This window comes from Paenibacillus sp. LS-5 (genome assembly GCF_056121505.1).
In genome coordinates this window covers 79,372-101,599 of sequence record NZ_JBWAVA010000008.1, presented here as the reverse complement: position 1 = coordinate 101,599, position 22,228 = coordinate 79,372, and the positions used below count along the sequence as shown (strand labels likewise).

The window sequence follows — 22,228 nt, the reverse complement described above, 5'->3', positions numbered from 1 at the left end:
AAATAATGAAGCTTAATATTTACAAATAAAAGTATGACGTCCAACATCATAGGAGGGTTAGATTCATTTGTCCAAAAAAAACAACAACGATAAATTGACGATTTTCGCTTTGGGCGGAGTCGGAGAGATCGGGAAAAACATGTATGTGGTTCAATACGGAAACGACATTGTGGTCGTGGATGCGGGTCTTAAGTTCCCAGAAGAAGATATGCTCGGTATTGACATTGTTATTCCTGATATCTCGTACCTGACAGAGAACCGTGACAAAGTAAGAGGTATTGTACTTACCCATGGACACGAAGATCACATCGGCGGATTGTCTTATGTTCTTAAGAACCTGAATGTTCCGGTCTACGGAACGAGACTTACTATGGGTCTTGTGGAAAACAAGCTTAAGGAAGCGAACCTGCTCGGCGAGACTAAGCGGATCCTCATCAATGAGGATTCTGAAATCGAACTGGGTACCTCGCTCAAAGCCACTTTCTTCAGAACTAACCACAGTATTCCCGACTCTGTCGGTGTATGCATCGAAACACCGGAAGGCAATGTAGTTCACACAGGTGACTTCAAATTTGACCATACCCCAGTGAACGGTCAATTTGCCAACTTGCACCGGATGGCCGAAATTGGACAGAAGGGTGTACTTGCCCTTATGTCTGACAGCACGAATGCCGAGAAACCAGGCTTCACTCCTTCAGAGAAAAATGTCGGAATCGTTTTGGAAGATATTTTCCGCAAAGCTGAACAACGCGTGGTGGTAGCAACTTTCGCTTCCAACGTGCACCGTATTCAGCAAGTGGTCAACGCAGCGGAATCAACAGGACGGAAGATTACCGTAATTGGCCGCAGTATGGTCAATGTAGTGTCCATTGCTTCCGAGCTTGGATATCTGAACGTTCCGGATGGCATGCTGATCGAACCTGAAGAAATGAACAGAATGGCTGGCAACCGTGTAGTAGTTCTATGCACAGGTAGCCAGGGCGAGCCGATGTCGGCACTTACCCGCATGGCGCGTTCCAGTCACCGCAAAGTAGACATCTTACCTGGAGATACCGTAATTATTGCGGCAACACCTGTACCGGGTAATGAGAAATATGTAGGTCGTACAATTGATGAACTGTTCCGTCTAGGCGCCAACGTTATTTACAGTGGCTCCAATTCCGGTGTTCACGTATCCGGCCACGGCAGCCAAGAAGAGCTGAAGCTTATGCTCAACCTGATGAAGCCGAAGTATTTCATTCCAATTCACGGTGAATTCCGGATGCAGCGCAGACATGCCCTACTGGCAGAATCAGTAGGTGTAGAACCGAGCAACATCTTTATTACCGAGCTCGGTGAAGTGATTGAGATTTCCGGAGGTGCGGCACGCAGAGCTGGCAAGGTAACAGCTGGCAACGTGCTGATTGACGGACTTGGCGTAGGTGATGTAGGTAACATTGTACTCCGTGACCGTAAGCTGCTGTCTCAGGATGGTATTCTTGTAGTGGTGGTAACGCTTAGCAAACAAAACGGCGCCATCGTATCTGGACCTGATATCATTTCCCGCGGTTTTGTCTATGTGCGGGAATCCGAAGGACTCCTCGACGAAGCGAACCGGATTGTATCCGGGACACTGCAGCGCCTGATGAGCGAGAAGGTCAATGAATGGGCATCGCTTAAGACTAGTGTAAAAGATTCACTCGGCCGTTTCCTTTATGAGCAAACCCGCCGCAGACCGATGATCCTGCCGATCATTATGGAAGTGTAATTACGAGGCTTGCTTCTTAACCAATAAACAAATATGCTGGGCCCCAAAGCCCCTTCTCCCCGGAAATATTGGACGGTTTCCACGGGAGGAGGGGCTTTTACTGATTCTGGCTAACTCTGAATGGGAGTAGAGACGGATCGGGCATATTTGGTGAAGTTCTTGTTTTCTTGTGCATAACGAAGTCCCCTGGAACGTCATACTAATGAAAGCTAGTATGGCTGCAGCAGACAAGTGCTGCAAGCAAAGAGGGAGTGCTGCGAACAATGGACATAACAGAAGGTGCAAATGTGAGCACGAATGAGGAGATTCTCCCGGATGTGGTGAAACCGCAGACCAGTGAGCTTGTGCCTCCGGGGACAGCAGGAGTTGTGAAGGAACTGGGCCAGACCGTGGTGCCAACCGGAGAACCCGATATCTTTTGCATGACAATTATTGGACAGATTGAAGGACATTTTGTTCTGCCTCCGCACAACAAGACCACTAAATATGAACATATTATTCCCCAACTGGTGGCAGCCGAACAGAGCAAAACTGTTAAGGGTCTGCTGATCATCCTCAATACGGTAGGCGGTGATGTAGAGGCAGGACTTGCGATTGCAGAGATGATAGCCTCACTGTCAAAACCTACAGTAACCGTGGTGATCGGTGGGGGCCACAGCATTGGGGTACCGATTGCAGTCGCATCCAGCTATTCGATTATAGCCGAGAGCGCGACGATGACTATTCATCCTATCCGAATGAACGGGCTGGTGATCGGAGTGCCGCAGACCTTTGAGTATATGGAACGGATGCAGGAGAGAATGGTGAGATTTGTTACCTCCCATTCGCGGATTTCCGAGCAGCAATTCAAGGATCTGATGTTCAAAACGGGTGAATTGAACCGGGATATCGGTACAGCAGTCGGCGGCTATGATGCGGTCAAATACGGACTAATGGATGAGGTGGGCGGAATCGGTGCGGCCTTGTCCCGCTTAAATGGGATGATCGCCGGAGATATAGCGCAGTCTCCAGAACAAATTATGCAGGGAGGGTTGACGCAATGACCCTATATACCGTTATTCCGATAGAGCAGGTGTACGAAGGCGCAGTCAGCTTTGTTCAACCATTGGAGGAAGTCAGTATTCAAGGTATGCTGATGCAGGTGGAGCCTTTGGAACGCGGACAGGCGCGTATCGTAAGGCTGCTTGATTGCCCGCTTGAAAAATATCTGGACCCTGCGTATTCGCCGGGAGCTATAATCTCCTGGATTCCATGAGAATTTCCCCCGGACAGTTTGGAGTTGAATGCGAACACTGTGTTATAAGATGCATTTTCTGACAAAAGAGAACATAGGTACGCCACGCCATTATATGGTATAATATTGTTCCGGGGGTGGCTGGTGTGGCTAAACGAAGAAAGAAAAAGAAAAAAGCACTGCTCGGCAGTGTTTTAAAATATGAAATTTACGGGATTATGCTGATTACATTATCCGTCATTGCATTATCTGGTGAGGCAGCAGTAGGACGCTCCCTCTCCAATATGGCAGGTTATTTATTCGGTAGATTCTATTTTGTGCTGCCGCTTGTCGGTATTTTTTATGGATTAATGGTCATGATTCACAGAAAGTGGCCTTCTACCTGGAATAGCCGTCATTCCGGCGCGCTGCTGCTGGTGCTGTCCATGTGTCTGATGAGCACGATCTCGGCAATGGAACAGAAATTGGGACCCTTATCGATGCTACACCCGGGAAATGTGCTGGCACAAATACACAATGATTTGTCTGGTGCGCTATCATCGGACGTAAGCGGCAACGATGTATACATGCTGGGTAAGGATATTAGCGGGGGATATCTCGGAGCGCTGGAATACGCAACATTGCTCTGGCTCTTCGGCAACCTTGGAGCGAAACTGCTGATGATTGTCATGATGGCGATCAGCTTCATGTTGATTACGAATCTCTCCTATGTTGAATTGTTCACACTTTTGCGAGTCCGGATAGTGAAGCTAGTGGAGGATATCCGCCAGAGAGCGGCTAACCGGCCGTCAGCGGTTCCTGTATCAGCCAGACCGGAAAGAACAAGGAGAAACGCCGTTACTCAGCCCGTCGTAGATGAAGACGAGGATGAGGAAGAAGAGGAATCCCCTCTTCCTAACCGAAGCCAGCCCCAGTTCCTGAGAAGAATCGGAGGCTGGTTCAGCGGTATGCCAAGAAATGAATCTACACCTGCCGAAGGCCAGGGTGAGGAGTCCAATAGAGGTGCAGTACTGAACGGTGCACACGCGGATCCTATTCTGTCAGGTTTACCTGCAGGAGATGTATCCTATCTGGACGATGATGAGGATTATCCTGGTGATGACATCGAGCCGGCAACTCCAATCATTCGTGATTTCTTTGAACATATACGTGCTGAAGGTTTGAATGCAGAAGATCGTGAAGAGTGGAGTGAATTTTCCCCGGCAGCGCGCAGCGGAGCAATCAGAGAGACTGCTACAGAATTAAATAACCCTCCCCATAGCAGCGGTATGTCTGCTGAGGTGGATGTGCCTGCAGAAGAACTGATTCCGCTCGAATTGAATGGCCTGCTGGATTCTTCGGAGGGCGCTGAGCCAGTTCCAGTACCGCTTCCACCACCGCCGAAGCCTTACAAATTGCCCCCGTTCAAGCTTTTGGCCAAGCCGAATAATGGAGCCAAGGCGGGTGACCAGAACGACTATATGCAGACAGCCCGTAAGCTGGAAGCTACACTGGAAAGTTTTGGCGTAAGGGCGAAGGTACTTGAGGTTGTAAGAGGACCAGCAGTTACGCGATACGAGATTCAACCGGATATAGGTGTCAAGGTTAGCCGGATTGTGAATCTGACTGATGATATTGCGCTTGCTCTGGCTGCCAAGGATATCCGCATGGAGGCACCGATACCCGGCAAGTCAGCCATCGGAATCGAGGTGCCGAATTCTGAAGTTTCTATAGTGACGATGCGTGAGGTCATGGAAACTCAGATATTCCAGGATGCTGAATCCAGACTGTCAATCGCTTTTGGACGTGATATTTCTGGACAGACGATCGTAGGCAATTTGGCCAAGATGCCCCATCTGCTGGTAGCGGGAGCAACAGGTTCAGGGAAATCGGTCTGTATTAACGGTATCATTACCAGTATTCTATATAAGGCGAAACCAAATGAAGTTAAATTTCTCATGGTTGACCCCAAAATGGTTGAACTAAATGTGTATAACGGGATTCCTCATCTGCTGGCTCCTGTGGTCACCGATCCCAAGCGTGCAAGTCTTGCCTTGAAGAAGATTGTTGTCGAAATGGAAAAGAGATACGAGCTGTTCTCCAAATCGGGCACGCGAAATGTGGAAGGCTATAATAATCTGATGAAGGATAATCCTGCGGCTGTCTTGCCATACATTGTGGTGATAGTGGACGAGCTTGCGGATCTTATGATGGTAGCTGCGAATGATGTAGAAGATGCGATTTGCCGGCTGGCGCAGATGGCACGTGCAGCGGGTATTCACTTGATCATTGCCACCCAGCGCCCATCAGTCGATGTCATCACTGGGCTTATCAAAGCAAACATTCCTTCACGTATTGCGTTCGGGGTCTCCTCCAACGTGGATTCACGTACCATTTTGGACATGCCCGGAGCAGAGAAACTGCTCGGTCGGGGAGATATGCTCTTCCTGCCAATGGGGGCATCCAAACCTATCCGTGTCCAGGGTGCTTTTATGAGTGACCAGGAAGTGGAGACTATTGTCCAGTATGTCAGCAGTCAGGGAGAAGCCAATTACGATGAGTCGATTGTCCCTGAAATTGATGATACAGTGATGGAAGAGGAAGATCCTCAGGATGAATTGTACGAGCAGGCTGTCCAGATAGTGCTGGAGGCGAAGCAAGCATCTGTATCTCTGCTGCAGCGCCGCATGCGTGTCGGTTATACACGGGCAGCACGATTAATTGATGCCATGGAAGCCCGGAGTGTAATCGGGCCTTACGAGGGCAGCAAGCCCCGTGAGGTGTTGATGTCGCTTGAACAGTACCAGCAGAACCGGATTAGTTCTTAGACCTTGCATATGGATTACCAAGAATAAGCCTCTTTCCTTAACCGGAAGGGGCTTTTTTTGTGTGCTGTGAGAATCCAAGGAAAGCAACTACAGGATTGAAGATCTAGTGAATGCATAGGATGCTCTGTCTGTCGTCATAATAACTTTAGCCATCCATGCAGAACTTACAAGAGAAAGGTAGAGCGATCCCAATGAAAAAGCATAAGCAGTGGATATTTGCCGCACTAACCCTTGCATTGGCAACAGCTCCGTTCACCGGTTTACTTTTCGAGACCAATGGAGCCGTCTACGCAAATCAGAATAATAACGCATCTGTTATGACGGGGAACACTTTAACAGAGGAAATGGCATTGCCTGCATTTGGTACTGTTCCGCTTAAAGTAGGTTCATCAGGTCAGGATGTTTACGAACTGCAGGGGAGGCTTAAGCATCTTGGATACTATGCAGGTGCCATTGATAGTCATTTCGGGACAAAAACCAAGAACGCAGTAACCTGGTTCCAATGGAAATTTGGGATTAAAGCAGACGGCATTGTCGGTTCTAAAACCAAGCTGAAGCTGTATAACGCCACCAAAGCTTGGAAGCCGACAGAACCATCGACCAGTGTTGCCCAAAAGACCGGAAACAGTGATAATACCGGTACATCAAATTCGGCAAAGGTTAATACAGCGGAGCTGACTTCAGGCAATACCATGGGCCTATCGGAAAATGATCTAAAAATTATGGCGAACGCAGTATATGGCGAATCGCGAGGCGAACCCTTTGAAGGTCAGGTAGCTGTAGCCGCAGTCATTCTGAACCGTGTGAAATCACCAAACTTTCCGAAGACGCCTTCGGGAGTGATTTTTCAGCCAGGAGCCTTCACGGCGGTTGCAGACGGACAGATTTATCTTGAGCCTAATGAACAGGCGCGCAAGGCCGTGCAGCAGGCCCTTAACGGGTGGGACCCCTCGGGTGGGTGTATTTATTACTTTAATCCGAAAACAGCGACTTCCAAATGGATTTGGTCCCGTCCTCAGGTGAAGACGATCGGCCAGCATATTTTCTGTATGTAGCCTCAAGGCGGTACAAATATTGTGCCGAATACCATATAACCGACCCTGAGCAACCGGTAGCCTGCTTCCGGTTGCTTCCTTACTTTGGAATAGTTTAGAATGGATAATACTTCATAAACTTGTTGTATAGAGAGTGAACTATAAGAATCCGGATTATCATGATTCATAAGTTCAGCTTATATAGCAGTTATCCACGCCGCAAAGGAGTTTTGGACTTGACAAATACTGGATTTCAACATGGCAGTGCTGCAGGGATGCGTATTCACGTGCTTCCGACCAAAGCGTTCAAGACATTCGCTATTTCGCTCTATGCCGGTGTTCCACTGGACGAAAGTACAGTTACCAAGTCGGCGCTAATACCATTTGTGCTCCGAAGAGGGACTGCGAATTATCCTGAGACCACTCAGTTCCGTGAACGTCTGGAGGAGCTGTACGGCGCCGGATTTGGCTTTGACATCTATAAAAGAGGCGATTATCAGATCGTCCAGTTCCGGATGGATACGATCAATGATTCCTTTGTGCAAAGCAAGGAAAGCTTACTGGGTGAATCGTTCGCATTTTTGGGAGACGTCTTGACGAAGCCGCTGTTGGAGGGAGATAGTAGCTTCCGTGCTTCTTATGTAGCTACTGAACGCGAAACCGTCCGCAAGAAGCTGGAAGCCATCGTCAACGATAAAATCCGTTATGCGGCTGAGCGCTGTATTGAAGAAATGTGCCGCAAGGAACCATATCGTCTTCACCCGCTTGGCCAAATAGCGGATTTAGACGACATTACCCCTGAATCCCTTTATCAGTCCTATAAATCCTGGTTGGATGCTGCCATTCTTGATCTGTATGTGGTAGGTGACACTACACCTGAGGAAGTGGAGAAGCTGGTCAATCGTCATTTTGGGCGTACGAATGAAGAACCAGCAGCATATTCCTCCAATTTTGCGCCGGTATCGGTGACAGAGGTCCGAACTGTGGAAGAGAAGCTTGATGTCAATCAGGGCAAGCTGAACATGGGGCTTCGCACCTCAATTACCTACAAGGACGACCGCTATGCTTCTGCCCTTATGTACAACGGTATTCTGGGCGGATACCCTCACTCGAAGCTGTTTGTGAATGTGCGCGAGAAAGAGAGCCTGGCTTATTATGCATCCTCTCGCTATGACGGGCATAAGGGCATTGGTACTATTCAGTCGGGGATTGAGACACAAAATTACGCCAAAGCCGTGGACATCATACAAAAACAGCTGGATGAACTGAAAGCTGGGAATATCAGTGATCTGGAGCTGAGCCAGACCAAAGCCATGATCCGCAATCTGCTCTCTGAAATTCAAGATTCAGCATTTGAGATGATTTCCTTTGATTTCAACCGTCAATTGTCTGGAAAAGACCGCTCAGCCCAGGAACTGATGGACCAGGTAGACCATACAGGAACCGAAGATGTTAAAGCTGCGGCAGGCACCTTTGAACTGGATACCATTTATTTCCTGACAGGGAAGGAGGAATAGCGGTGGAAAAAATCCATTATGAGAAACTTCAAGAAACGTTGTATCACGAGGTTATGGATAACGGACTGCAGGTGTATGTGCTGCCGAAGCCTGCTTTTCTGAAAACCTATGCGACCTTTGCAACCAAATATGGTTCTGTGGACAATCACTTTAGAGTGGCCGGTGGAGAAGAAATTACTGTACCTGACGGCATAGCCCACTTTCTGGAGCACAAAATGTTTGAGGAGCCAGAAGGTGATATTTTTGCTACCTTTGCCACCAATGGAGCCTCGGCGAATGCGTTTACCAGCTTTGACCAGACAGTCTACCTGTTTTCTGCAACGGAAAATATCGAGACCAATCTCAGTACACTTGTGGACTTTGTGCAGCATCCGTATTTCACAGATGAGAACGTGGAGAAGGAAAAGGGAATTATCAGCCAGGAAATTAACATGTATGCAGATAATCCGGACTGGCGTGTTTACTTTGGGCTGATTGAAGCTATGTATGCCACACATCCGGTCCATATCGATATCGCCGGTACTATAGAATCCATTGGCACCATTACCAAAGAAACACTGTACACCTGTTACAATTCGTTTTACCACCCCAGCAATATGCTATTGTTCGTAGTTGGCGGAGTTGATCCGGAGAAGGTATTTGAACTGATCCGCAGCAACCAGCGCGGCAAATCCTACGATAAACAGGGTGAGATCGAACGTATCTTCCAGGAAGAGCCGGTTCAGGTAGCTGAAAAAGTGAAAGAAAGTAAGCTTGCAGTATCGATGCCTAAGATCCTGTTTGGCTTCAAGGAGAAAGTGGAGAGCTTGACCGGGGAAGAGGCAGTGCGCCGTGATCTGACGACCAAGCTAATGCTGGACCTGTTGCTGGGCAGCAGTACAACACTCTACCAGAAGCTGTATGACGAGGATCTGATCTCCGACAGCTTTGGGCATGAATTCAACAGTTCTCCGCAATATGCTTTCTCGGCTATCGGCGGAGATACCAAGGATCCCGATTTGCTGCTGGAACGGATTAAGGAAGAAATCAACCATGTTCTGGAATCTGGCTTTGCTGAGAAAGATTTCGAACGTGCCCGCAAAAAGAAAATCGGAGGCTATCTCCGTATGTTGAATTCACCGGAGAGTATTGCTCATGAATTCACACGTTATCAGTTTCGCGGAGGAGATCTGTTCGAAGTGCTTCCGGTTTATGAATCCATCTCCCTTGAAGAAGTAAATGCCCGCCTGCGCTCACATGTGGACTGGGAACAGCTCGCCGTATCGCTTGTGGTGAGTCCTTAATGGCGCTTATGGGGGAGAACAGCAAGCCAATTGGGGAAATGACGGTGCTCATTACCGGAGGCAGCGGGGGGATCGGTGGTGCAATTGCCGAGCGTTTTGCATCTGTGGGGATGAACATCGTTATCCATTACATGAATTCACACGAAGCAGCAAATGATGTAGCCCGGCGCTGTATGGCATATGGGGCCAAAGTATTAACCGTGGCTGCTGATATGAAGGATCGCAACCAGTTGTTACGCATGGCAGAAAAGCTGGAGAACAGTGGGCTTAAGCCGGACATCCTCGTGAATAATGCCGGTAAGGCGCATTACGGGATGCTGGCTGATGTAACTGAGGAAGAGTGGGACGACATCATGGCGGTTAATCTGAAGGGCACTTTTCTGTGCAGCCAGATTTTCATGCCATATATGGTGTCGCAGCGCTATGGGCGGATTATTAATGTCTCCTCTGTCTGGGGGATTTCAGGGGCTTCCTGCGAAGTAGCCTACTCCGCCAGCAAAGGCGGTGTGAATGCCTTTACCAAGGCGCTTGCGAAGGAGCTGGCCCCCTCTGGAGTAACGGTCAACGCAGTAGCACCTGGAGCCGTTCATACAGCAATGCTGTCCAATCTGCAGGAAGATGAAGTGCGGATGCTAAAAGAGGAAATTCCTGCAGGCCGTCTTGCTTCGCCGGAGGAAATATCCTCTTTGGTTTATTTTCTTGCACTTCCTGAATCAGGATACATCACGGGGCAGATCATCAGTCCGAATGGTGGCTGGATTACCTGAAGTTTGTTCAAAAGGCGCTTGGAGAAATGCTCCAGCATAAGAACATCTACGCGGAGACATATTATAACTGTTGCTATTAAATCTCACGTAACCCACAACATTTTGAGGAGGATTTAAGATGTCAACAGACTCCGTAGTGAAGAACTTTGATACCTGGAAAAGTTTTCTGGGAGACCGGGTCATTCAGGCTGAAAAAATGGGCATGAGTGAGGAAACCATTTCCAAGCTGGCTTTTGAAATTGGGGAATTCCTCGATAAGAAAGTCGATCCCGGCAACTACTCCAACCGGGCGATCAAGGAGCTGTGGGATGTCGGCACTGATGATGAGAAGCATACCATTGCTTCCCTCATGGTCAAGCTGGCGAAGAAAAACGCATAGCACCGCGGAACAAGCTCCCCTCGCGGGAGCTTTTCTGTAATTATTACGGAAGTGACCTTGCCTTTCAATTTTATTTTATATATCATTAACATGACCCGTGTTCAGAACACTTTGCCGAAGCCGGCTTTTTTGACGTAAGGCGCAAAGTTAAGGGAAAAGGAATCTATGAGGTGTAACAAGTGGAATATAAACAATGGTATATGGAGTATAAGATACATAAGAACAGACCTGGTCTGCTTGGTGATATCGCTTCAATGCTCGGAATGCTGGAAGTTAACATCCTGACCATCAACGGGGTCGAAGGCAAGACGCGTGGTATGCTGCTGGAAACAAGTGATGATGAAAAAATTATGCTGATGGGCGAAATGCTCAAAAAAGTTGATAATATAACAGTTACGGCTCTTCGTTCCCCGCGGCTTGTAGACAAGCTGGCGGTGAGACACGGACGCTATATAGACCGCGATTCCGATGACCGCAAGACCTTTCGTTTCACAAGGGACGAGCTCGGGCTGCTTGTTGATTTTCTTGGGGAACTGTTTAAAAGGGAAGGAAATCAGGTTATAGGTCTTCGGGGCATGCCCCGGGTCGGTAAGACAGAATCGATCATTGCCGGAAGTGTCTGCGCCATGAAGCGCTGGACGTTTGTGTCTTCTACACTTTTGCGACAGACGGTGCGGAGCCAGCTTGCTGAGGATGAGTTGAATCCCCATAACGTGTTCATCATTGACGGTATTGTCAGCACAATCCGCTCGAACGAGAAGCACTATAATCTGTTGCAGAATGTAATGAACATGCCCAGTACGAAGGTGATCGAGCACCCGGATATTTTTGTGCGGGAATCTGAATACAGCTTTGATGATTTTGATATTATTATCGAGCTGCGTAGTAACCCTAATGAAGAGATATTGTACGACTCGTTCACGACGGGCTACAGTGATGATCTATAAACACATATAATTTAGGAGGTGATGGTATGTCGGAACTGGGCCGGCATTTGAAGGAGGCGCGTCTGCAAAAAGGGATGAGCCTTGATGATGTCCAGGAAGTAACGAAAATCCGTAAAAAATATTTGGAAGCCATCGAAGCAGGGGATTACAAGGTGCTCCCAGGAAGCTTTTATGTCCGGGCATTCATCAAAACCTATGCGGAGGCAGTGGGTGTGAATCCTGACGAACTAATGGAGGAACATGGGAATGTTCCTGCCGCTCCGGCAGATACTACGATGGAGACGGTCATACAAAAACGCAGCCGCAGACCTGAAACGGAACGGAATGCAAAGTGGCTGCCTACGGTATTGATGTGGACCTTTCCCGTCATTATTATTGTGGTGATATATCTGTACGCCTCTTCTAACTTGAATGGCAAGTCAGAACCCGATAAAGTCGACCCTGGGACTATAACCTCGGCAACACAGGATCCTTCAAAAGTGGAGCCTTCGCCGACAGCTGTGGGGGGAGGGGCAGTAATGCCATCTGCAACAGCAGCACCTGAGACCGGCACAGCTACTCCGGAGGTCACAATAGCTCCTTCAGCAACTCCGCTTCCATCGCCATCCTCTCAGGAGGTAACGGTCACACAGGATAGAAAATCCGGTAAAACAACGGTGTATAAGGTTTCTGCTCCTGCCGGAAGTGCGGTTCAGGTGCAGATTGCAGCGACCGGTGTGAGCTGGCTTGAAGTCTACAAGGGTGAGAATTCCAAGGGAGAGAAGATGAGCTTCGGCAATACAGCTGCGGGCGACAATTTGAGCTTCACCCTTGACAGTGCAGGGATGTATATTAAATCCGGGTATTCTCCCGCAACACAAATCACAGTTAACGGACAGATCATTACCGATGGCAAAACTTCATCCCGGCTTCTTCTGGAGTTGGATAATGGTTCTGCTACAGGGACAACGGATTCACAGAATACCGGCACAACGGACACTGGTACAACAGGTAGTCCGGACGCTACTGCTACACAAGAGGGTACGACTACTCCATAAGTTGTCCGCGTATAGACTTTGGCTTTTGGGATATCCTAAGACTGATTTACAGTTCTTACGCCAAAGTGAGGTGTATTCTCTCATGACCGTTAGCTGGATCGTCACAGGGCTGGGCATTATCGTCAGTCTCCTGGGATACTATCTGACACCGAGTGCTTGGGGTTATGGAATTTTGGGCTTTGGGCTGGCACATATTGTGCTGGGGATTCTGGATATGTTCCGGGCTCCCTCTCGCAGCAGACAATAGCCCGTATTGTTATCTGTTTTTACAAGAATGGCTCCACTATGTGGGGCTGTTTTGTATGTCAGGTCATGCGTGTTTCCCATAATTAGACTTAAGAGTTCCTTTCTCATATAATAGGAAAAGAATATTTGTAAACAAAGGAAGTGGATTTATGAGTTCGGAAAGTTCATTTGATATCGTATCCAAGATGGATATGCAGGAGTTAACCAATGCCGTTCATCAGACGGAGAAGGAAATCGATAACCGCTTTGACTTCAAAAACAGCAAAAGCAGTCTGAAGCTGGAGAAGGATGCGCTTATCATCGCTTCAGAGGATGAATACAAACTGAATGCTGTTATTGATATTTTACAGTCAAAGATGGTCAAACGCGGAATTACACTCAAGAATCTGGATTTCGGCAAAATTGAGCCCGCCTCACTGGGAACGGTACGGCAGCGTCTGGGACTCAAACAGGGGATTGATCAGGAGAATGCCAAAAAAATTAACATCCTGATCCGTGACTCCAAATTGAAGGTGAAGAGCCAGATTCAAGGGGACCAAATCCGTGTAACCGGCAAAAGCCGGGATGATCTGCAGCAGATTATCCAGCTCCTGCGAAAAGCCGATTTACCGCTGGATCTGCAGTTCAACAACTTAAAGTAAGATTTTCGTACCCCGCACTGCTTGCATTTTTCTTGCCTGCGGGGTGCTTTGTGTTTTTTTTGACACCTACATAGGGCTATAATATACTTGCCTAAGCCGAATTTAAGAAAATAGTGGATTATAGGATTCGTATGGATCAAGGGAGGAACTTCAGTGAATTTGCCTAACCGAATTACGCTTGCCCGTATTTGTCTCATCCCGATTATGATGTTTTTCCTGCTGGTGAATTTCAGCTTTTATCCGGAACCGATTCATTGGGGCTCATTCCAGCTCTCCATTAATCATCTGATCGCAGCAGTGATTTTTCTGCTTGCAGCCAGTACAGATGGTATAGACGGCTACATTGCCCGGAAATACAATATGGTTACCAATCTGGGCAAGCTGCTTGATCCCCTGGCGGACAAGCTCCTGGTCTCTGCTGTACTGATCTCCCTGGTGGAACTGGGCAGATGTGACTCTTGGATCGCTATCGTCATTATCAGCCGCGAGTTCGCTGTAACGGGCTTGCGTCAGGTAGCGCTGCTTGAAGGTAAAGTAGTTGCTGCCAGCAAATGGGGCAAGATCAAAACGGTTATTCAGATTGTTGCCATTTCACTTCTGTTGCTGAACAATTTTCCGTTTCAGTTTGTCAGCATTCCTGTGGATGATATTGCGATCTGGGCTGCGGCACTTGTTACCATCTACTCCGGTATTGACTACTTCGTGAAAAACAAAGATTTACTACAGCTACACAACGCTTAATTGAACTGAACAGAGTCATTCATTATTTACATTCAGGAGGAGAAGCCAGCGATGAAAGCGGAAATTATTGCCGTCGGCACAGAACTTTTGCTAGGACAGATTGTAAACAGCAATGCACAGTTTCTTTCAGTAGAGCTGGCCGCACTCGGAATCGATGTTTATTTTCAGACGGTAGTTGGGGACAACAGCAGCCGTCTGCAACAAGCTATAGAAATTGCCCGCAACCGTGCGGATATTATTCTGTTCACCGGCGGGATTGGCCCGACTGAAGATGATCTTACTAAGGACGCACTGGCAGCCTCCGTTGGACGCAGTCTGCATATTGACCAGCTTGCTATGGACCATGTTCAACGGTTTTTTGACGAACGCAAAATTGTTATGACCGAAAACAACCGGAAACAGGCGCTGATTATCGATGGGACAACACCGCTCCCGAATGAAACGGGGCTGGCGGTGGGGCTTGCTTTTTCCGATGGAGGAAAGTTCTATATCGTGCTTCCCGGACCTCCGCGTGAGATGAAGCCTATGTTCATAGACCAGGCCAAACCTTGGCTGCAGCAGCATGTCCTGACTGATGAAATGCCGATATATTCCAAAATGCTGAAGTTTGCCGGTATCGGAGAGTCGCTCCTTGAAGATAAATTGATTGATCTCATCCGGGGCCAGAGCGATCCGACCATTGCTCCTTATGCCAAGGAGGGCGAGGTAACGGTTCGCATTTCCACCAAAGCCCCTTCGGAGCGGGAAGCCATGAAGAAGCTGGAGGTACTTGAAAGGACCATTCAGGAGATTCTGCCGGAGCATATGTATGCCAATATCAATGTACCGCTGGAGCAGCTGATTGTGGATTGGATGGCAGATGCCGGGCTGACATTGAGTGCGGCGGAGAGCTGTACTGGCGGTCTTCTGATGGAGAGTATCACCAATATTCCAGGCAGCGCGTCTATGTTCCTCGGAGGAATCGTATGCTACTCCAATGAGATGAAGAAGAAGCTGCTGAACGTGCCTGCAGCGATGCTGGAGGGCCCGGATGCCCCAGGTGCGGTCAGCAGGGAAGTGGCTGAGGTGCTCGCGGATCAGGTGAGAATGACTGCTGACAGTGACTTTGGATTGTCGGTTACCGGTGTAGCGGGTCCGGGGTATTCAGAGCGCAAGCCGGTAGGACTAGTATTTATCGGACTCGCTGAACGCGGCCGTCCTACGGAAGTATATGAACTTAATCTTAAAGGCACTCGCGAGAATATCCGTCTGCGGACAGTCAAGGCACTCTTGTACCGTCTCTGGCGCAGACTGGAGGAACGCAAGATAGCTACACCGCTTGAAGGCTCTGCCTTGCAATAGCCTTCCTGTCTGGTATATAATTGGGTATACGGAAGAACCGTGGCACTGAGAGATCCCTGCTGCGGTTTTTTGTTTTATTCATACGAAGTGATCCCGCAGCATGACCCTTGCGAGAAGGTGCTGTCCGATGTCCGGTGAATCCATAATCTGGCGCAGATCCAGATCCGGAAGGAGGCTTACATTAAAAGGAAGTATTAGCCCTCGGGACAAAAAAAACGAATGTATGTTCGAAAAAAAGCTTGGCAAGACCTCCAAAACACGTTATTATATTATTATAAACAGTGAAGGAAGTGGTCTGATTGTCAGATCGTCGTGCAGCGCTTGATATGGCGCTTCGTCAAATAGAAAAACAATTCGGTAAAGGTTCGATCATGAAATTGGGAGAATCCACTCATATGAAAGTGGAAGTCGTACCTAGCGGATCTTTGGCACTTGATATTGCATTAGGTATAGGCGGACTTCCTAAGGGACGTATTATTGAAGTATATGGACCAGAGTCTTCCGGTAAGACAACTGTTGCTCTGCATGCGATTGCGGAAGTGCAGAAGGCAGGCGGACAAGCTGCATTTATTGATGCCGAGCATGCGCTTGATCCTAAATACGCCAATGCACTTGGTGTAAATATCGATGAACTTCTGTTGTCCCAGCCGGATACCGGGGAGCAAGCGTTGGAAATTGCTGAAGCACTGGTACGCAGTGGCGCGGTAGATATCATTGTAGTTGACTCTGTGGCAGCCTTGGTTCCAAAAGCAGAAATTGAAGGCGACATGGGGGATTCCCATGTAGGCTTGCAGGCCCGCCTGATGTCCCAGGCTCTACGGAAATTGTCGGGAGCCATCAATAAATCGAATACCATTGCTATCTTCATCAACCAGCTTCGTGAGAAGATCGGTGTAATGTTTGGTAACCCGGAAACGACACCTGGCGGACGAGCACTGAAATTCTACTCTTCTGTACGCCTGGATGTACGTCGCGTAGAGAGTATTAAGATGGGTAATGATGTTGTGGGTAACCGCACCAAGATCAAAGTCGTGAAGAACAAGGTTGCACCTCCGTTCAAGCAGGCAGATGTGGATATTATGTACGGTGAAGGCATCTCCCGTGAAGGAAGCCTTGTGGATATCGGAACGGAAATGGACATTGTGAACAAGAGTGGTGCTTGGTACTCCTATGAAGGTGAACGTCTTGGACAAGGCCGTGAGAATTCCAAGCAATTCCTCAAGGAGCATCAGGACATTGCCTTGCTGATTGAGAATAAGATTCGTGAAGCGAGCAATTTATCAACGCTTGTGGCTGCGCCAAGTGAATCTGAGGTAGCTGCCGAGCAAGAAGAAGAAGAGAAACTTCTGCTTGAAATTGAATAACCTGATATTCAATCATTTGAAATTGAATACCCGGTAAGAGTTCGGGCGCCCTGTGAATGATCCATTGCAGGGCGCTTTTTCGCAAATGAATAAGACTTACATCAGCAATGAGGTGATAGGAAGCCAATGGTAATCCAATTAAATCCTGAACCTGAAGAGCAGGACGAGCAAATCTTAGCCGATTTCCCTGAGGATGAATTACTAGAAATTACGCGTGTAGAGCGTCTGAAGAAGTCAGACCACCGTTATATCATACATTTTGGTGCCTATCAGCTGGCCGTTCATGAAGATGTCATGATTAAATACCGGATGATTACGGGTAGCTCCTTCATGAAGACTGATCTGGAAGAGATCGTTGTAGCCGATGAGCGGCAGCGGGCTTATGTTGAGGGCCTGCGCTATTTGGAGCGCAAGCCTCGAACGTCTCAGGAAATGGCCCGCCGTTTACGGGAGAAGGAAATAGGGGAGACTATTATTGCCGAAGTTCTGTTGCGTCTGCAGCAGGAGCGTCTGCTCGATGATCCTTTATATGCCAAGCAATGGGCAGAGCAGCGTATAACGAATCAGCGTAAAGGCAAGCTCTGGATCCGCCAAGAACTGCGTGAGAAGGGCATAGAGAAGTCGCTGATTTCCGAGGCATTGGAGAATATCACTCCCGAACAGGAACTGGAAAGCGCTTTGCAGACGGGGCGTAAGAAATGGAACTTAATTCGCGGAGATGGGAATGACAAACGGAGGAAGACCGGGGCATTTCTCATGCGAAGAGGATTTTCCGGGGATATGGTGCGCCAGGTTCTGAATATTTTGCGTGAGGAAGAGGATTTTGAGGGGGAAGAAGAGGATATTTACTTCCCTGACTGATTGTCTTGACTTTAATGCAGTTATCGACTCTCTTGACAATGTCTTTTTATAAATAATAAAATATAACATGAATCGGCATAAATAAGATATCCTTTTTCCTTCCCAAAAAGCAGACTCTTATAATGCGGTTCGCGTACAACTCATATGAAATGTAATCGCCGGATAAGGCGGGCAGTGTGCATGTGCAGCATGTGCAGTATGGCAATCGGTGTATTACCGGTTTTTTGTATGGTGATGAACGGATTAGTTTAACAACTGCACAAATTCCCAAGCCTAGTTCTTGGAGGAACCAACGAGGAGGTGAACAGATGCAAACTGCGATCTGGGTCATAATCGTTCTCGTTGTAGCTGCATTATTCTTTGGATTCGGTTATTTTATTCGTAAATCCCTTGCAGAAGCTAAGATTTCCAGTGCTGAGAAAGAAGCCGTAGTCATCGTGGAGAACGCGAAGAAAGAGGCAGAAGCGCTGAAGAAGGAAACGGTACTTGAAGCTAAGGACGAAGTCCACAGAATCCGTACCGAAGCTGAGAAAGAAACTCGTGAACGTCGGAATGAAATCCAACGGCAAGAGAGACGTTTGCTGCAAAAGGAAGAATCGCTGGATAAAAAAATGGAATCGCTCGAACGAAAAGAAGAACAAGTAGCTAACAAAGAGAAACGAATTGACGAAACACAACAGCAAATTGACGTTATTTACAAGAATCAAGTCACTGAATTGGAACGCATCTCCAATCTGAGCATCGATGATGCCAGAAGTATCATTCTCAGTAATGTTGAGCAGGAAGTTCGCCACGAAACCGCTCAGATGATCAAGGAAATTGAACAGCAGGCCAAAGAAGAAGCGGATAAGAAAGCCCGTGAGATCATTACTTTGGCGATCCAACGCTGTGCAGCTGATCATGTAGCGGAAACTACCGTGTCTGTCGTAACATTGCCTAATGAAGAGATGAAGGGACGGATTATCGGACGCGAAGGCCGTAACATTCGTGCACTGGAAACTCTCACTGGTATTGATCTCATCATTGATGATACTCCTGAAGCGGTTATTCTGTCAGGCTTTGATCCGATTCGCCGCGAAGTGGCCCGTACGGCACTTGAGAAGCTTGTGGCTGATGGACGTATCCATCCGGCTCGGATTGAGGAAATGGTTGAGAAGTCCCGTAAGGAAGTGGATGAACGGATTCGCGAATATGGTGAACAAGCTACCTTCGAGGTTGGTGTTCACGGATTGCATCCTGATCTGATCAAAATCCTGGGCCGTCTGAAATTCCGTACGAGTTATGGTCAAAATGTACTCAAGCACTCCATGGAGGTTGCTTATTTGACTGGACTGATGGCCGGTGAGCTTGGGGAAGACATCGTGCTTGCAAAACGCGCCGGACTTCTGCATGATATCGGCAAAGCGCTGGATCATGAAGTGGAAGGTTCGCACGTGGAAATCGGCGTCGAACTGGCGAAGAAATACAAGGAACATCCAGTGGTTATCAACAGTATCGCATCTCACCATGGTGACTGCGAAGCTACATCGGTTATCGCTATGCTGGTTGGAGCAGCTGATGCTTTGTCAGCCGCACGCCCTGGCGCACGCCGCGAAACCCTGGAAACGTATATCAAGCGTCTGGAAAAACTGGAGGAGATCTCCGAATCCTTCGAGGGTGTGGAGAAATCCTACGCCATTCAAGCGGGCCGCGAGGTACGCGTAATGGTGCAGCCTGAGAAGATCGACGATGCTGAAGCTTTCCGTCTGGCACGCGACATTACGAAGATGATCGAGAGTGAACTGGATTATCCGGGGCATATCAAGGTTACTGTAATCCGCGAGACACGGGCAGTAGAATACGCCAAATAACCAAGGAAATCGGCCCCTCTGTGGGGCCTTTTTTCTTTCAGGAGGAGAATATCATTAAAGTTTTATTTATTGGAGACATTTGCGGGAATACAGGCAGAAAAGCGCTTCGCGAAATGCTGCCTTCCCTGAAGGATAAATATCAGCCGCATATCATTATCGTCAACGGTGAGAATGCCGCGGCCGGCCGGGGAATTACCTCAGCCATTGCTAATGAATTCTTTAATTGGGGAGTTCATGGGATTACGATGGGTAATCATACTTGGGATAACAAAGATATTTTTGAATTCATTGATGACGAGCCCCGGCTTATCCGCCCGGCTAATTTTCCTCCGGGGACACCTGGCCGCGGGTATACGGTGATTAAAGCGAATGGTAAACAGCTCGCGATTGTCAATCTGCAGGGACGTACGTTTTTGCCGGCTATTGATGATCCGTTTCGTATAGGTGAGGAGATTGTTGAAGAGCTTCGGCAAAAGCATAAATGCATTCTTGTCGACTTTCATGCTGAAGCAACATCCGAAAAAATCGCAATGGGTTATTTCATGGATGGACTGGCTTCTATTGTGGTTGGTACGCATACCCATGTACAGAGTAATGATGAAGTCATCCTGCCAGGAGGAACCGCATATTTAACGGATGCAGGTATGGTTGGTTCAAGAGAAGGGATATTGGGTATGGAAAAGGATGCAGTACTGTATAAATTTACTACTCAGCTTCCTGCAAGGTTTGTTGTGGATGAAGGCAAATGGATGTTGCATGGTTTGTTCGCCGACCTTGACGAAGCTACTGGTAAAGCCACTCGTGTGGAGAAAATCAGGCTGCGTGAAGGCGAATGGGTCATGAATTAAACTGAATTACAATTAAATAGGGTTTACGGCAAAAATCGTAGGTTTTGGGTAAAGTGTGATTTTTATTATATCGAAAAACAGTATCTTTTGTCCTAATTTCTCCGGAATGGTCCGCAAAAAGAAGGAATTAATTCTTCTAGCGCGAATAACATCTACAGTAGTGGAAGAACACCATCATTTTCCCAGGGGAGGTACTTACTATGGATGTATTAAAAGTATCAGCTAAATCCAATCCTAATTCCGTCGCCGGCGCGTTAGCAGGTGTTCTTCGTGAACGTGGAACGGCCGAGCTGCAAGCGATTGGAGCCGGAGCACTGAACCAAGCCGTCAAAGCAGTTGCCATTGCCCGGGGATTTGTTGCACCAAGCGGTGTGGATCTAATCTGTATCCCGGCCTTTACGGACATAGTGATTGATGGAGAGGATCGGACCGCGATTAAATTGATTGTAGAGCCTAGATAATAAATTAACTTTTGAATGAACCTGTTTACCCCGGTAAGCAGGTTTTTTGCTGCATAGAATGAATTTATGGGTACCCAGTCGAAGGATGGATGATGGCAGCATATGCTTTGTAATAGATCTATAGCTATTGCGAAAGCGGGGTTCATACAGGATGGGGAACAGGAGAATGAAAGTAGCGGATTTTCACTGTGATGTGCTAAGTAAGCTTCAGGCTTCTCCGGATATCGACTTCACAAAGGACAGCCGGCTGGATGTAACGCTGGAGCGTTTGCTGGCGGGGGGGGTTAGTCTACAGGTTTTTGCTATTTATTTGTCTACTCAACGGGAAAAAGCAAGCTTTGAACGCATTCTGGGACAGATTGAATCGTTCCGCCTACAAGTGGCAGGCCCAGGGGGCCTTCAGTGGCTTCGCTGGAAGGAGGAAGTAGCAGTCCAGACCAATACACCCAATGGATGGGGGATGCTCTCTCTGGAAGGTGTAGACGGTCTGGAAGGGAACCTCTTCTATGCCCAGTTATGCTTTGAGCTCGGAGTACGTTGTCTGGGGCTAACCTGGAATTATGCCAACTGGGCGGCTGACGGTGTACTGGAGCTACGGAATGGCGGTTTTACGGAACAGGGACGCAAGCTGATTGAATGGTGCAACCGGAGCGGCATGCTGCTGGATGTGTCGCATCTCGCGCCAGCCGGATTCTGGGAGCTTGCGGAGCGGAGTATACATCCCTTCATTGCGTCGCATTCCAATGCTGCTGCCGTATGTGGACACCCGCGCAATTTGAGCGACGAGCAGATTCGGGCTCTGGTGGCTATGGATGGGCGAATCGGGTTGACCTTTGTCCCCTGGTTTGTCCGGGATGGAGGGGGCGCGAAGGCTGAGGATGTACTGCGTCATATTGAACATGTTTGTTCTCTCGAAGGCTCCACGAAGATAATGTTCGGATCGGATTTTGACGGGATTGACGCCTGGGTAGAGGGCCTTGAGCACCCGGGGAAATATGTCGAATTTGCTGATATGCTGCTGGCTCGTTATCCCGAGGATGAAGTTCGGGGGTGGTTGTACGGGAATGCCCTTACTTTTCTTGCCAATCATTTGCCGTCAAAAATCGTCCAAACTTGAGATGCA

General features: G+C 48.1%; 21 protein-coding genes. All 21 read left to right on the top strand.

Annotation, left to right across the window (positions count from 1 at the left end; genetic code table 11):
- Positions 1 to 67 precede the first annotated feature (67 nt).
- The 21 genes from AC0MA3_RS14030 (at position 68) to AC0MA3_RS13930 (ending at position 22,222) form a co-directional block, all read left to right on the top strand.
- Entirely contained in the window at positions 68 to 1,747 is a 1,680-nt protein-coding gene (locus tag AC0MA3_RS14030; RefSeq protein WP_379151488.1) for a ribonuclease J, read from the top strand.
- Positions 1,748 to 2,010: 263 nt separating this feature from the next.
- Positions 2,011 to 2,790 carry a ClpP family protease gene (locus tag AC0MA3_RS14025; protein WP_474656652.1) on the top strand — a complete coding sequence of 260 codons (780 nt, stop codon included), beginning with the start codon at positions 2,011 to 2,013 and terminating at the stop codon, positions 2,788 to 2,790.
- Complete coding sequence (locus AC0MA3_RS14020; RefSeq protein ID WP_474656651.1) at positions 2,787 to 3,002, top strand: YlzJ-like family protein; 216 nt, start codon at positions 2,787 to 2,789, stop codon at positions 3,000 to 3,002. Before AC0MA3_RS14025 ends, AC0MA3_RS14020 begins: the two co-directional genes overlap by 4 nt.
- A 125-nt stretch (positions 3,003 to 3,127) precedes the next feature.
- Positions 3,128 to 5,788, top strand: coding sequence for an FtsK/SpoIIIE family DNA translocase (locus tag AC0MA3_RS14015; protein ID WP_474656650.1), 2,661 nt, complete (start codon positions 3,128 to 3,130; stop codon positions 5,786 to 5,788).
- 191 nt (positions 5,789 to 5,979) lie between these two features.
- Positions 5,980 to 6,843: a spore cortex-lytic enzyme gene (gene sleB / locus AC0MA3_RS14010; protein WP_474656649.1), complete on the top strand. Its 864-nt coding sequence runs from the start codon at positions 5,980 to 5,982 to the stop codon at positions 6,841 to 6,843.
- A 215-nt stretch (positions 6,844 to 7,058) separates the two neighbouring features.
- A complete protein-coding gene (gene yfmF / locus AC0MA3_RS14005) occupies positions 7,059 to 8,339 on the top strand; it encodes an EF-P 5-aminopentanol modification-associated protein YfmF (RefSeq protein WP_474656648.1) in 1,281 nt (426 codons plus the stop codon).
- A 2-nt stretch (positions 8,340 to 8,341) separates the two neighbouring features.
- The gene (gene yfmH, locus AC0MA3_RS14000) at positions 8,342 to 9,622 is read left to right on the top strand and encodes an EF-P 5-aminopentanol modification-associated protein YfmH (protein WP_474656647.1); all 1,281 of its coding nucleotides are present in this window, start codon (positions 8,342 to 8,344) and stop codon (positions 9,620 to 9,622) included.
- Positions 9,622 to 10,389, top strand: coding sequence for an elongation factor P 5-aminopentanone reductase (ymfI, locus tag AC0MA3_RS13995; protein ID WP_379151511.1), 768 nt, complete (start codon positions 9,622 to 9,624; stop codon positions 10,387 to 10,389). Before yfmH ends, ymfI begins: the two co-directional genes overlap by 1 nt.
- A gap of 118 nt (positions 10,390 to 10,507) precedes the next feature.
- Positions 10,508 to 10,768, top strand: coding sequence for a DUF3243 domain-containing protein (locus AC0MA3_RS13990; RefSeq protein WP_025704680.1), 261 nt, complete (start codon positions 10,508 to 10,510; stop codon positions 10,766 to 10,768).
- A gap of 179 nt (positions 10,769 to 10,947) precedes the next feature.
- Positions 10,948 to 11,715 carry a DUF3388 domain-containing protein gene (locus AC0MA3_RS13985; protein WP_474656646.1) on the top strand — a complete coding sequence of 256 codons (768 nt, stop codon included), beginning with the start codon at positions 10,948 to 10,950 and terminating at the stop codon, positions 11,713 to 11,715.
- A 26-nt stretch (positions 11,716 to 11,741) separates the two neighbouring features.
- Positions 11,742 to 12,752, top strand: coding sequence for a RodZ domain-containing protein (locus AC0MA3_RS13980; protein WP_474656645.1), 1,011 nt, complete (start codon positions 11,742 to 11,744; stop codon positions 12,750 to 12,752).
- An 82-nt stretch (positions 12,753 to 12,834) separates the two neighbouring features.
- Positions 12,835 to 12,999 carry a hypothetical protein gene (locus AC0MA3_RS13975; RefSeq protein ID WP_379151521.1) on the top strand — a complete coding sequence of 55 codons (165 nt, stop codon included), beginning with the start codon at positions 12,835 to 12,837 and terminating at the stop codon, positions 12,997 to 12,999.
- Between the two features lie 148 nt (positions 13,000 to 13,147).
- Positions 13,148 to 13,639: a YajQ family cyclic di-GMP-binding protein gene (locus AC0MA3_RS13970; protein ID WP_379151524.1), complete on the top strand. Its 492-nt coding sequence runs from the start codon at positions 13,148 to 13,150 to the stop codon at positions 13,637 to 13,639.
- Positions 13,640 to 13,792: 153 nt separating this feature from the next.
- On the top strand, positions 13,793 to 14,380 hold the full coding sequence (gene pgsA / locus AC0MA3_RS13965; protein ID WP_379151528.1) for a CDP-diacylglycerol--glycerol-3-phosphate 3-phosphatidyltransferase: 588 nt from the start codon (positions 13,793 to 13,795) through the stop codon (positions 14,378 to 14,380).
- Positions 14,381 to 14,431: 51 nt separating this feature from the next.
- Positions 14,432 to 15,721, top strand: a complete 1,290-nt coding sequence (locus AC0MA3_RS13960; protein WP_474656644.1) for a competence/damage-inducible protein A — start codon at positions 14,432 to 14,434, stop codon at positions 15,719 to 15,721.
- Between the two features lie 299 nt (positions 15,722 to 16,020).
- Positions 16,021 to 17,085 (top strand): recombinase RecA, encoded by a 1,065-nt coding sequence (recA, locus tag AC0MA3_RS13955; RefSeq protein WP_379151534.1) that lies wholly within the window; start codon positions 16,021 to 16,023, stop codon positions 17,083 to 17,085.
- A gap of 126 nt (positions 17,086 to 17,211) precedes the next feature.
- Positions 17,212 to 17,946: a regulatory protein RecX gene (locus tag AC0MA3_RS13950; RefSeq protein ID WP_379151537.1), complete on the top strand. Its 735-nt coding sequence runs from the start codon at positions 17,212 to 17,214 to the stop codon at positions 17,944 to 17,946.
- A 308-nt stretch (positions 17,947 to 18,254) separates the two neighbouring features.
- A complete protein-coding gene (rny, locus tag AC0MA3_RS13945) occupies positions 18,255 to 19,796 on the top strand; it encodes a ribonuclease Y (protein WP_074088215.1) in 1,542 nt (513 codons plus the stop codon).
- 53 nt (positions 19,797 to 19,849) lie between these two features.
- Positions 19,850 to 20,644 carry a TIGR00282 family metallophosphoesterase gene (locus tag AC0MA3_RS13940; RefSeq protein ID WP_474656710.1) on the top strand — a complete coding sequence of 265 codons (795 nt, stop codon included), beginning with the start codon at positions 19,850 to 19,852 and terminating at the stop codon, positions 20,642 to 20,644.
- A gap of 200 nt (positions 20,645 to 20,844) precedes the next feature.
- On the top strand, positions 20,845 to 21,105 hold the full coding sequence (locus AC0MA3_RS13935) for a stage V sporulation protein S (RefSeq protein WP_036656334.1): 261 nt from the start codon (positions 20,845 to 20,847) through the stop codon (positions 21,103 to 21,105).
- Between the two features lie 166 nt (positions 21,106 to 21,271).
- On the top strand, positions 21,272 to 22,222 hold the full coding sequence (locus AC0MA3_RS13930; RefSeq protein WP_474656643.1) for a dipeptidase: 951 nt from the start codon (positions 21,272 to 21,274) through the stop codon (positions 22,220 to 22,222).
- Positions 22,223 to 22,228 lie beyond the last annotated feature (6 nt).